The sequence below is a fragment of the Paenibacillus sp. FSL R5-0744 genome (genome assembly GCF_037972555.1).
Classification (GTDB): Bacteria; Bacillota; Bacilli; order Paenibacillales; family Paenibacillaceae; genus Paenibacillus_AQ.
Map to the genome: position 1 here is coordinate 1,920,706 of NZ_CP150228.1, position 11,732 is coordinate 1,932,437.

An 11,732-nucleotide genomic window follows, 5' to 3' on the forward strand; every position below is an offset into this window, starting at 1 on the left:
GTAGATGTGTAAATGAGAGGATGGGGACAATGGACCGCAAAAAAATTCAAGGCTTTGAATTCACCGGAAAGGATGGGGAGTTCAAGCTTCAGCAACCGGATCATAGTAGTTTCTTATACTTCCCTCTAGTAAATGAGGGGGGGATGATGTCGACTGTAACCCCGAAGCTTCATGGTCAGGCGACGACAGGTCATAATACATTTTTAACACCGCCATTATCTGTTGAAGATTTGCATAATTCACGCGCCTCACGTAATTTCTGGGTTTACGTCGAAGGCAAGGGTGCTTGGTCTGCAGCTGGAAACTCTGCTAAGCAAAATGCAGCGTTCTACACCCCATCTGCTGATGATGCAGTACTTGAGGCTGGATTCCTATGGCATCGTGTGACTCGCAGCAACTCTGAGATGGGTGTCAAAGCTGAGATTACCAGCTTCGTACCTAGCGGTAACGACAAGGTAGAACTTATGAAAGTTACGTTGACGAATACGGGAACAGAGGAGCTTACTCTTACACCAACGGCTGTAGTTCCCTTGTATGCCCGTTCCGCAGATGATCTGCGCGATCACAGACATGTAACCTCCCTGCTGAACCGGATTTACACCTCAACATATGGTGTTGAGGTTCAACCTGCACTATCTTTCGATGAGCGTGGTCATCGCATTAATCACACTTCTTACGGTGTATTTGGTGCAGAAGGTGATGGTAGACAGCCTGATGGTTTCTTCCCGATTCAAGAAGAATTTATCGGTGAAGGTGGAAGTCTTGACTGGCCAGAAGCTGTTATTCTGAATGCTACGCCAGAGATTGGTAAAGGTGGAGGCGTGGATAGAGAGGGTTATGAAGCCGTTGGTGGTCTTCGTTTTGCTTCAATTACCTTGTCTTCTGGTGCAAGCCATTCTTATGTCGTAGTTATGGCAATTGATAGTGATAGAATTAACGTTGAAGCGTTGATGAGTAAATATGGTACATCTGAAGCTTTTGATCATCTGCTAGAGGATACTAAAGCGTTCTGGGCAGACAAAGTGAATATGGTTGAATTTCATACCGGCGACTCGGATGCAGATCAATGGATGAAATGGGTAACCATCCAACCGGTCCTTAGAAGACTGTATGGTAACTCCTTCTTACCGTATCATGATTATGGAAGAGGCGGACGTGGCTGGCGAGATCTTTGGCAAGACTGTCTGGCACTGCTCATTATGGAGCCTGCCGAAGTTCGTAGCCTACTCTTCAACAATTACGCTGGTGTGAGAATTGATGGCAGTAACGCAACCATTATCGGTCAACAGCCAGGTGAATTTATCGCTGACCGTAACAATATCCCTCGTGTATGGATGGATCATGGGGCATGGCCATTTTTAACAACGATGCTCTATCTGGATCAGAGTGGTGATCTTGATTTCTTGTTGCAAGAACAGACTTATTTCCGGGATACGTTTATGAGTCGTTGTAAGGAACGTGATTCTTCATGGAATACCTCTGTAGGCAGTGATCTTAGAACAGTTTCTGGGGAAATCTACAAAGGTACAATTCTGGAACATATTTTGCTGCAAAATCTAGTTCCGTTCTTTAATGTAGGAGAACATAATAATATCCTGCTCGAAGGCGCGGACTGGAATGATGGCCTCGATATGGGGGCGGATCGCGGAGAGAGTGTAGCATTTACATCTTTCTATGCTAGCAATCTATTGGATATTTCCCGGGTGCTGCGTAACCTTAAGACTTCTAAAGGTCAGGAAACTGTTGAATTAGCCGAAGAAATGCAGCTACTGCTGGATACCCTTAACGAGTCTGTGGATTATGGTTCTGTATCAGGTAAGCATGAGAGATTGGATCGATATTATGCTGCCGCACCAAATAAGGTGAGTGGAGTTCGTGTATCTCTCGATATTGATAAAGTAGCTGATGATCTGGAGCAAAAAGCGGAATGGTTATTTAACCATTTGCGTAGCAACGAGTGGGTACAGAGTGAGAATGGCGATGGCTGGTTTAATGGTTATTATAATAACGATGGTGAACAGGTAGAGGGTGAATTTTCTGAAGGCGTTCGTATGACGCTTACGGGTCAAGTGTTCCCGCTTATGGGTCATGCAGCGGCTCCGGAGCAAATTCCACACATTATAGCAGCTGTAGATCGTAATCTGTTTGATGACAAGATAGGATACAGGCTTAACTCCCGTTTCGGTGGGATTCAGCAAAATCTGGGTCGTGCTTTTGGCTTTGCTTTTGGCCATAAAGAAAATGGGGCCATGTTCAGTCACATGACCATCATGTATGGAAATGCATTGTACAAACGTGGTTATGTAAAAGAAGGTCATAAGGTCCTTGAATCTCTTTACAGCTTGAGTACGGATTTCGAAAAAGCTCGCATCTACCCAGGTATTCCTGAATATATTAACGAGCAAGGCAGAGGGATGTACACGTATCTAACAGGCTCCGCAAGCTGGCTCTTGCTAACCATGGTCACTGAAGTATTTGGTGTGAAGGGCAAGCTGGGAGATCTATTGCTAGAACCTAAATTAGTAAAAGAACAATTTGATTCCGAGGGTAAAGCATCAATTAAGACGATCTTTGCAGATCGTGAGTTTGAAGTGGTCTATAAAGCCACTGGAAGCTTTAACTACGGAGAGTACCAAATACACTCCGTTACGTTGAACGGCAGCGAGGTGACGCTGCAGCGCGGCTCAGGAAGTGCTATTATTCCACGTGAGGAGCTACTTGCTCTGCAGACAGAGAAGCTTCACGTGATTGAAGTGACTCTGGCGTAATCTTAACTGAAATTTTTATAAACGTCTGCACCGTTATGAATAGCGGCTGCAGACGTTTTTTTGAAAATTATAAAAACTAAGGTTCTTCATAAATGATATAATGGGGCTAATTTACTTATTTGTTGAATGATTGAAAGGGGTTTGTGTAGGATGGGTTACAGGCTGTCAAATGGCGTATTATCTGTGGATATCGCTGATATTGGAGAAGATTATAAAGGGACTCGTTTTGACTGGACGGGGTTTATCACACAAGTTACGTTAGAAAAAGGTAACCATACATTTTGTGTGCCAGAGAGCTTGAAGGAAGGCGAGGGTACTGGCGGAAGTGGAATATGCAACGAGTTTGGCATTTCCCGGGCAATTGGGTATGATGAAGCGCCGATCGGAGGCTGGTTTCCAAAGCCCGGAATCGGATTGTTACAAAAGCTGGATTCGCAGAGCTATAGCTTTCATAATAAATATCCACTAACCCCCTTTGCTGTTGATATGGAGGTTAGGGATGATTCGATTACATATACTGTCCAGCCGATGGAAAGTAATGGATACGCGATGCTTTTGACCAAAACGATCTCTATAAAGGACGACCAATTGAAAATTGCATATGAATTGCATAACAAAGGGGATAAGCCAATCCAAACCGAGGAGTACATCCACAATTTCGTAGGAATTGATGGTTTGAATATAGGTTCGGATTTTGAGTTGCGCCTCTCGAATGGGCTCAAAGTAGTAGAACCAGAATCTCAATACACGAATAATTTGCTAGAGGTATCTGGTAATACCCTTACTTGGTCAGAAGAGCCGGATCGGTCATTTTACTGCAAGCTGAGTGGCTGGGGAGGACCAGAGGCTGAGTTCAATTGGGAGTTGGTTCATAAGCCTAGTGGAACAGGAGTACGCGAGAGCGGAGATTTCCCAGTAGCACGAATGGCGCTATGGGGAGAACGCCATGTGGTCTCACCTGAAGTTTTTGTGAACATTAGTCTTTTACCGCATGAAAGCAAGTCCTGGAGCCGAACTTATCATTTTTTCACATCATGATAAGCAGTAATCAAAGCTTTTATGTGAATAATTATACTTGCTGGTGTGTGAGATTATTGCTATCATAAGCGATATCCATATTGATAGGAGAGAAAGGGTGGGGAGTAGTTTTGAATAAGAGAGCATACAATTTTAATGCCGGACCGGCAGCGTTGCCGCTTACGGTACTGGAACGCGCACAAGCGGAGTTTGTTGATTTCCGAGAAAGTGGAATGTCTATCATGGAGATGTCGCACCGTGGAGCAATCTACGAATCCGTGCATAATGAAGCGCAGGAACGTCTGCTTTCGCTCCTCGGCAATCCGAAGGGCTATAAGGTATTGTTCGTACAAGGTGGAGCAAGCACACAGTTTGCTATGATCCCTATGAACCTGATTTCCGAAGGCCAAGTAGGTAGCTATGTTATGACAGGTAGCTGGGCAGATAAGGCTTATAAAGAAGCTAAATTGGTAGGGGGCGCTCATGTTGCTGCTTCTTCCGAAGACAAGAAATTCTTAGCTATACCTGAATTGAGTTCGATTAAAGCTGCGGAAAATGCTGCCTACCTTCACGTTACTTCCAATGAGACCATTGAAGGAACGCAATATGCAGAATATCCGGATGCTGGTTCGATTCCGCTCATCGCAGATATGTCCAGTGATATCCTTTGCCGGCCAATCGATGTCAACCAATTCGGAATGATCTATGCTGGAGCACAAAAGAATCTTGGTCCTTCCGGTGTGACTGTAGTTATTGCTAAAGAGGAATTGCTCGCAGAATCACCTTCCAACATTCCAACTATCATGCGTTACAGCACTCATTACAAAAATAACTCTCTTTACAATACACCTCCATCTTTCTCTGTATATATGGTTAACGAAGTATTAAAATGGATTGAGGAGCAAGGTGGTCTTGCTGGTATCCATTCCAAGAACCTTGAAAAAGCGGGTCTATTATATGATCACATCGATGGAAGTGACGGCTTCTACAGTGGTGTTGCTGAGAAGAGCAGTCGCTCCATTATGAACGTTACCTTCCGGATGCAATCGGAAGAACTCGAAAAACGGTTTGTTAAAGCTGCTGAACTGGAAGGTTTTGTCGGCTTAAAGGGACATCGTAGTGTGGGTGGCTTGCGCGCTTCCATTTACAATGCAGTTCCTTACGAAAGTGTTAAAGCACTTTCTGATTTCATGAACCATTTCCGGCAAACTCAAGGTTAATGAACTCTATCGTAAACCTTCCGCCTATGGGTGGAAGGTTTTCAGTTTGTTTGGAGAAGCTATGGTTATGCACTAGAGTAAAACATCTGGCTATTAAGCCTTTAGAGAGGAAGGAACCATATAATGGCACTCCATATCGTATTAGTTGAGCCGGAAATACCGGCCAATACTGGAAACATTGCGCGTACCTGCGCAGCAACAGGCACTCATCTTCACCTGGTTCGCCCGCTCGGATTCCGTACAGACGATGCTACATTGAAAAGAGCAGGATTGGATTACTGGCACGCTGTTAACATTGAATACCACGACTCTTTTGCTGAGGTACTTGAGAAGTACAGTGAGGGACGTTTCTTTTACGCAACGACGAAAGCGGAGAAGAGATATAGCGATTTTGATTTTCAAGATGGAGACTTCTTTGTCTTTGGTAAAGAAACGAAGGGGCTTTCTGCTGAAATTCTGGAAGCGGGTAAAGAAACAAAAATGCGCATGCCAATGAGTGATGCCGTGAGATCGCTGAATTTATCGAATTCTGCAGCTATTATTGTATATGAAGCGCTTCGACAGCTGGATTTTCCTAATCTTGTTTAGAAAAAAGACATTTTTTTTGTTTTTTTCAGCAGGATTCGACATTTTAATAACGAAATATAATGAATGAGCCGAAATATATAGTAGCTACAAATTATTAGTTGAACAGGAGAGGTGTACGTTAGATATGAAACCTGCTGGTGTAGTTCGCAAAGTGGATCAGCTGGGTAGAATTGTTCTGCCTAAGTCCCTGCGTAAAAGGTATCAGATGAATGAAGGCGACCCGGTTGAAATTTTAGTACAGGGTGACCATATCATCTTGGAGCGTTACCGTCCAAAATGTGTTTTCTGCGGATCAATGGAAGGTGTGAGTGAATATAAAGATCGTTATATTTGCGCTGCATGCCTATCAGAAATGACGCAATTGCCAAGACACGCCTAGGAAGTACATATTTACACATTTAGAATTCTGACAGCCAATAGTTTTCTAAATAAAGAAACTGTCCCATTCGTAGATTTCTCTACTTATGTGGCAGTTTTTTTGTTTCAGGCTTATAAAAAATGCCTCAGAGCCAAGTGGCTGCTGAGACATTTCTTGCTTATAGACCTTTTGTTTTGTCGTCGTTGTAAGATGAGGTAAGAATGCCGACCATAAATAACACAAATACGATAGTTACGATCCAAAAGGTTAATGAGAACGACATACTGGCACCTCCATTAGCAAATGTATTCGTTATCAAGATTATACCCTGCAAATCAATAAAAATAAACGCAAATGTGATATGTTGCATAGACATTTTACTATAATCATTTAAAAAACAGGAAATTTGTTGGTACAGCTCTAAGATTTCCGTCTGATGGCTTGTTGACTACTCTTCCATTGAAGATGAGTGATGACGATCCTCCACCATCCAGATTATAAGCATCCATGACACCCATGTTGTATAGCTTGTTCTGAATTTCCTCTAGCCGAGCACCAGAGCTGCCAAGCTCATTATAGCCATCCGCTACAAAGATGAGAAGCTGATCATCCTTATAATTACCGATTACTGTACGTGGCGCCCGATTGGGGGATGTTTTCCACTTTTCCGGGATCGGTACTTTGACGTTGTTCTTAAGTAGAACAGGCACAAAGGTTGCACCAAATACGGGTTCGAGTTGATCTAGCTGTGCGCGACTGTAAAATTTCCCGCCGATTAACTGTCCGGACTTGTTCAGACCTACGAAGCTGAGATCCTTGAATGTCGGCTCGAAACCATTGAGATACTTTCCATCAACCACAGTAGTGCTTAAGGGATAGCGTTTTCCGGCTTTATCCGCAAAACCTCCAGCATTAATACCTGCAATAGCACCATGACTTTGTACAGCGTGCATAGTGGTTTCTGCGCCACCAGTAGCTTCCTTCGCAAGACTCATCTGCATCGCAGTTGGATCCTTCAATTTGATCTTCAAAGCATAGGCCTTATAGTTACCTGGATTCAGCTTATACAGCTCGATTCTAATCCGGTCGCTAGTAAGGACCTCCGAAGGTATTCCAAGCTTGGCAGATATCCGGCGGTTATAGATAAGCTCAGGACGGCTCGCTTGAGACTTCGCTGTCTCGACTAACTTATTCATAGCAGTAGTGGTTCCTTTATATAGCTTAGCGCTAGCGCTGACTGCATCTATGGTGTAGGATGCAGTGCCTTCGGCTAAGATTAAATCCTTTTTTAGGACAGCTGTTTCATTCAGAGGCCCTGAGATAGGTGCGAATTGTCCTACATCAAGATCCAGCTCGAGCGGAGGTCGATACCACCACATACATATCAGTAAACCTAAAAAAGGTGCGGTCAGAAGCATAAAGAAACGGTTCACTCTCTTGACTGGCGTCATCATTTGATCAGATCCATTTCTTTCTTCAAAGCTTCTAACTGTTTGCTAACTTCGCTCAATTGCGTATATAGCTTATTACTATTGTCTGTCTTGGCACTTGCATTATCTTTAGTGAAGGTTAATAGTTCGTTAAAACTTTGCACTGTATTCTGCAATTCCTTCACTTCTTCAGTGAGAACGGCAATTTTCGACTCATAGTCCGTCTTCAGAATGGTAAGCTGCTGCTGGCTCTGATTGCTAAGTTCGCTCAGCACTTGCTGCTTCAAATGGTTTGTGTAGCTGTATACAGCATATACACCGATTCCAATCATCACGATCCAGAACAGTAAAAACCATTTTACGGAAGGGCCGCTTCTCACAGCAGCACGGCGCGAGTGTACCGGGGACGTTTCCGCTAGCGGTTGCATTTGATCACCTCGGGTTGGTCTTTTTTTCAAGTCCCCATTCTATCAGACTTTGACTAGTTTCGCAAAAATGTAAGAGAGTGTGAAAACTAGAAAAAGTAATTGCATCCTATTAAACTACTGCGATACAATTTCTATAGATTGGAATTTCTGATAGACGTACTCAAGGTAACCAGCGAGAGAATAAACGAACAAGTCATCATACTTCCTTGCTTGCGTTTAAACCGGAAACGCTGCGGCGCTTTCCTTTCTGGATGATTATATAAAGCAGGGGGTCTGGGCATTAATGATGAAGGTTTGGCAGGTGGTTATTGTGGGGTGTCATCCTACAAGTATGCTGGGGACAAAATTGATTTTGGAAGAGGGAGGAGAGCTTAAAGTTCTAGGAATGTATTCAACTTGGGACGAAGGCGCTTCCATCGTAAGGGAAAAGAATCCCGAGCTAGTGCTGGCAGATTATCATATGCCTGAAGGTAATATTGAGAGTGTGCTGTTAAATATGAAAAAAAGCTCACCAAACTCACATTTTGTCGTGATGACGGATGAGGATGGCAGGGATCTGCTACAGCCCCTCATAGAGCTGGGAGCCAGCGGGATATTCTCGAAAGGAGCTTCTCCTCATCAGCTTTTACAGCTGATCCTGGGTTTACGTGTGGGTTTTCTTTCAATGCCGCTAGAATGGATAGAAAAAGGATCCTGGCCGATTTCGACTTCTAAAGGACTGGATGATGTTCTTCAATTGACGCAGACAGAGATGTTTATTATGGAGCGAATCGTTCAGGGGATTACTTATGATAAAATAGCGCTTGAAATTGCAGTAAGTCGTCGTTCGATTGACAATTACTTGCGCAAAATTTATGTGAAGCTTGATGTTTCGACGCGAGCGCAGGCCATTGAGAAATTTGCTCTCTTTTCAAGACAAAACAGGCAAATCTACGCATAACCCAAGCTATACGACATAATGACGGGAAAGGCGGAATATTCTTGAAATAGAAGAAAGCATATCACGTTAAATGGATAATCGTCCTCGAAAGAGGATAACTTAGCCATTTCTACTTGGTACTAGGGAAGGGGGATTTCGCATGCTTTACCAATTTTCTGCTCGCGCGCACACACTGCTATCGTCACCGCTTCTAAGTATTCGCACCCAAACACGGAGAAGCTCCATGATATCGCTTGCTGAAGAATTACCAGCGGAAGAACTGTTCCCATTATCGCTGCTTGCCGAAGCAGCCTCTACGGTGATATCTGCAGATGCAGGAGCACTTCAATATGGTGATCCTGCAGGGTATGGTCCACTTCGGGAGTGGCTTGCCGGGGATTGGCTCAGAGAAAAAGGGGTAACTGTTACTGAGGGTGGAGTTCTGCTAACAACGGGGAGCCAGCAAGCGATTGATTTGTTGTCGCGGGTGTATATTGATCCGGGAGATCGTGTATTAGTAGAAAATCCGACATCTCCAGGATTCTTGCAAACTCTTCGGATGCAGGGTGCCATCATTATTCCTGTAGAGGGTGATTTGGACGGGCTTCATCCAGATCATTTGCGGAGGCAAATTGAACTGCATAAGCCTAAGATGCTGTTCGCAACACCAAGCTTTACGAATCCAAGTGGCATCCTATGGAGCTTAGAGAGACGGCGTGAGGTGTTGGATCTTTGCATCGCGTATAACATCCTGATTGTAGAAGATGATTCTTATGGTGATTTACATTTCCAGAAGTATGGTGAACATTGGGCCACAAGATATCCATCCTTGTATGCGCTGGAAAATATAAGTGATGGCGGACACGTATTATATATCGGTTCGTTCAGCAAGACCGTTGCGCCCGCGCTGCGGACGGGCTGGGCTGCAGGTAGCCGGGAAGTGATCGGGATGATGGCTGCTGCCAAGCAGATGGCAGACTGGCAATCGAGCGCATTAAATCAGCGGCTCTTGCATCATTTATTGGATGTGACCGCTTTTGATCTTCGTGAGCATATTGCGCAGCTGAACCGAGAATATAACACCCGACTGAAGTTAATGGTTGAACTGCTAAAACGTCCAGCTTGGAAAGGAAGCTCCTACGACCTGCCGTCAGGAGGTATGTTTCTATGGGTATCTCCACCGGAGGGAATGGATGTTATGGCACTGCTAAAATGTGCGCTAGGTAAGGGAGTGGCATTTTTGCCAGGACCGTTATGTAGCGTAGATGGAAGCGGAAATCACATTCGTCTTAACTTCAGCCATCCCGGCCGGGATGAGCTGCTACTTGGTATGAATCTGATGAGCGAGGCGGTTAAGGAGTTCACGGCTCGGAGTTAGGTGGCTGATCAAGGAATCTGATGGATCGGACGTATAAAAGTAACGAACAGGTTAATGAGCGGTCATATGCGCAGGTAGATGTGTGGGCAGATGAACTGGCAGAATAATGTATGACACACCCTGGAAGTCATAAGGGACAGAGAGGTGCATTAGGCAAGGAGTAGAGTGCGAGGGAGGTCATTATAGGGGATTTCTCCCTATAACTGGCTGATTTATATTCTGGAATGGAGATTATAGGGAATCTCTCCCTATAAATTTCAGAAAAAGCCCTTTTTGTGGAGTAATCTATGCATTTATAGGGAGGAATTCCCTATATATCGGATTTTAGTGCATATATTGAGTAATTATAGGGATGATTTCCCTTTAATTTAACTTATCAGCTTGAGACTAATACTTCGAAGGTTAGTTCTGTTTCTATGGCTTAACGGATTGGAACACAAAAAGCATCCCATCAACGGGATGCTTTTTGGCGTTACCTGAACATCGTTACGTGTGCATTAGAATAATAAGTTTAAAGTCCGAGTGAAAGATCAAAAGCAGAGAAAAAGATAAAGGCTCCAGCAAAAATTTGAAATTGAAAGAATTTTTTGTTTAGTATAGGCAAGCTAATTACTGTGATGATTGCTGTCATGGGGTACGCCGCCAGTTATAGCGGCGTATTCTACTAGCGCGGCCTGACCGGCTGGGGTCAGTGTATAGCGCCCACGGCTGACACGGTGGAACCAGCCGTAGTAGTTGTGCTGCAGCATAGCGGCGGCGTTCGGTACGCCGCTACGCTTCCGCAGCTCGGCCGGAGAGATCCCGGCCGAGCGGGCGCTTGAGGCAGCGCTAGGGGCACCGCTTCGCGTGCCAGCCGCCGCTGCCTCCCGTGCTGCCGTGTCCCCGGCAGCACGCCCCTCCGGCGCTGCGCTCAGCGCCGGAGCCTGTGCAGCGGTGCTCGCCGCTGCACGTTTGCCCGCTGCGAGCGAAGCCTTCGCAGCGGCCTTCTCGGCAGCGACGGCGGCTTCCGCCTCCGCTGCCTGCAGAGAAAGCGCGACACGCAGCGCTTTCTCACGGTAGGCCGTCACGAGCTTGACGCGCGTGCTGCCGCCGGTGTTGTAGTCTCCGCTGCGCTCGCGGAACTCATAGAGCAGGCGCTCGCGCCGCCGCTTGTTGCTGCGCTGCGCAGGTGGCGTCTCGTCCGGCTCGACGAGCACCTCGACCAGCGGGGCCTTGGTCTTATAAAAAACAACGGTGATCAGCCCGAGACCAAGGCGGCGGCACAGTCCGCTAAGCTCGCCCCAGCGCTGGTTTACCGCCCCTTTTTTATCACGGACACGTTCTACTGCGAGATAGACCGTAGGACTGAGCTTTAGCCGTTCCACGCCTTGCAGGAGCAAGGCGAGGTTGAACGATTTTTTCATCTCTACGATTAGAGGGTGCTCTAAATCCTCACGAATACCCACCAAATCACAAGTCCGAACCTCACCCTTGATGCTGTATCCTTGCTTTTCAAAAAAAACCTTCAAAGGAGCATACAGCTCCGTTTCATGTCGTACCGCCATAGTGTCACTCCCGTAGCTCTTTTTTTCGGGTTCTCATTAAGGTTTTACTGCGATTTTATGATTCTCTATTATAGCACAGCAA

At 45.4% G+C, this 11,732-nt stretch carries 10 protein-coding genes; 7 read left to right on the plus strand and 3 right to left on the minus strand.

All coding sequences use genetic code 11. From position 1 onward, the window contains the following. Window positions 1-29 precede the first annotated feature (29 nt). The 5 genes from MKY19_RS08345 (at window position 30) to MKY19_RS08365 (ending at window position 5,972) form a co-directional block, all read left to right on the plus strand. A complete protein-coding gene (locus MKY19_RS08345) occupies window positions 30-2,768 on the plus strand; it encodes a cellobiose phosphorylase (protein ID WP_339801943.1) in 2,739 nt (912 codons plus the stop codon). 150 nt (window positions 2,769-2,918) lie between these two features. Beyond that, complete coding sequence (locus MKY19_RS08350; RefSeq protein ID WP_339801946.1) at window positions 2,919-3,806, plus strand: hypothetical protein; 888 nt, start codon at window positions 2,919-2,921, stop codon at window positions 3,804-3,806. Between the two features lie 110 nt (window positions 3,807-3,916). Next, window positions 3,917-5,005, plus strand: a complete 1,089-nt coding sequence (gene serC, locus MKY19_RS08355) for a 3-phosphoserine/phosphohydroxythreonine transaminase (protein ID WP_042186243.1) — start codon at window positions 3,917-3,919, stop codon at window positions 5,003-5,005. Between the two features lie 123 nt (window positions 5,006-5,128). Beyond that, window positions 5,129-5,593: a tRNA (uridine(34)/cytosine(34)/5-carboxymethylaminomethyluridine(34)-2'-O)-methyltransferase TrmL gene (gene trmL / locus MKY19_RS08360; protein ID WP_042125678.1), complete on the plus strand. Its 465-nt coding sequence runs from the start codon at window positions 5,129-5,131 to the stop codon at window positions 5,591-5,593. Between the two features lie 124 nt (window positions 5,594-5,717). After that, window positions 5,718-5,972 carry an AbrB/MazE/SpoVT family DNA-binding domain-containing protein gene (locus MKY19_RS08365; RefSeq protein WP_039871533.1) on the plus strand — a complete coding sequence of 85 codons (255 nt, stop codon included), beginning with the start codon at window positions 5,718-5,720 and terminating at the stop codon, window positions 5,970-5,972. 365 nt (window positions 5,973-6,337) lie between these two features. On the opposite strand, the gene MKY19_RS08370 is transcribed toward MKY19_RS08365, so the two are convergent. Together MKY19_RS08370 and MKY19_RS08375 are read right to left on the minus strand one after the other, a co-directional pair. Next, the gene (locus MKY19_RS08370) at window positions 6,338-7,405 is read right to left on the minus strand and encodes a phosphodiester glycosidase family protein (RefSeq protein ID WP_339269835.1); all 1,068 of its coding nucleotides are present in this window, start codon (window positions 7,403-7,405) and stop codon (window positions 6,338-6,340) included. Further along, window positions 7,402-7,809 (minus strand): hypothetical protein, encoded by a 408-nt coding sequence (locus MKY19_RS08375; RefSeq protein ID WP_339269837.1) that lies wholly within the window; start codon window positions 7,807-7,809, stop codon window positions 7,402-7,404. The genes MKY19_RS08370 and MKY19_RS08375 overlap by 4 nt, the downstream gene beginning before the upstream one ends. A 283-nt stretch (window positions 7,810-8,092) precedes the next feature. On the opposite strand from MKY19_RS08375, the gene MKY19_RS08380 reads away from it, so the two are divergent. Both MKY19_RS08380 and MKY19_RS08385 read left to right on the plus strand, forming a co-directional pair. After that, window positions 8,093-8,749 carry a response regulator transcription factor gene (locus MKY19_RS08380; protein ID WP_042186245.1) on the plus strand — a complete coding sequence of 219 codons (657 nt, stop codon included), beginning with the start codon at window positions 8,093-8,095 and terminating at the stop codon, window positions 8,747-8,749. Window positions 8,750-8,888: 139 nt separating this feature from the next. Then, on the plus strand, window positions 8,889-10,106 hold the full coding sequence (locus MKY19_RS08385; protein WP_042186247.1) for a PLP-dependent aminotransferase family protein: 1,218 nt from the start codon (window positions 8,889-8,891) through the stop codon (window positions 10,104-10,106). 605 nt (window positions 10,107-10,711) lie between these two features. On the opposite strand, the gene MKY19_RS08390 is transcribed toward MKY19_RS08385, so the two are convergent. Further along, window positions 10,712-11,650: a DUF2161 family putative PD-(D/E)XK-type phosphodiesterase gene (locus tag MKY19_RS08390; protein WP_339269839.1), complete on the minus strand. Its 939-nt coding sequence runs from the start codon at window positions 11,648-11,650 to the stop codon at window positions 10,712-10,714. Window positions 11,651-11,732: the final 82 nt, after the last annotated feature.

Coding starts and splice junctions, on each gene's coding strand:
- MKY19_RS08385 (WP_042186247.1), top strand. CDS start 8,889: ATGCTTTACCAATTTTCTGCTCGCGCGCACACACTGCTATCGTCACCG.
- MKY19_RS08345 (WP_339801943.1), top strand. CDS start 30: ATGGACCGCAAAAAAATTCAAGGCTTTGAATTCACCGGAAAGGATGGG.
- MKY19_RS08380 (WP_042186245.1), top strand. CDS start 8,093: ATGATGAAGGTTTGGCAGGTGGTTATTGTGGGGTGTCATCCTACAAGT.
- trmL (WP_042125678.1), top strand. CDS start 5,129: ATGGCACTCCATATCGTATTAGTTGAGCCGGAAATACCGGCCAATACT.
- MKY19_RS08375 (WP_339269837.1), bottom strand. CDS start 7,809: ATGCAACCGCTAGCGGAAACGTCCCCGGTACACTCGCGCCGTGCTGCT.
- MKY19_RS08365 (WP_039871533.1), top strand. CDS start 5,718: ATGAAACCTGCTGGTGTAGTTCGCAAAGTGGATCAGCTGGGTAGAATT.
- MKY19_RS08350 (WP_339801946.1), top strand. CDS start 2,919: ATGGGTTACAGGCTGTCAAATGGCGTATTATCTGTGGATATCGCTGAT.
- MKY19_RS08390 (WP_339269839.1), bottom strand. CDS start 11,650: ATGGCGGTACGACATGAAACGGAGCTGTATGCTCCTTTGAAGGTTTTT.
- MKY19_RS08370 (WP_339269835.1), bottom strand. CDS start 7,405: ATGATGACGCCAGTCAAGAGAGTGAACCGTTTCTTTATGCTTCTGACC.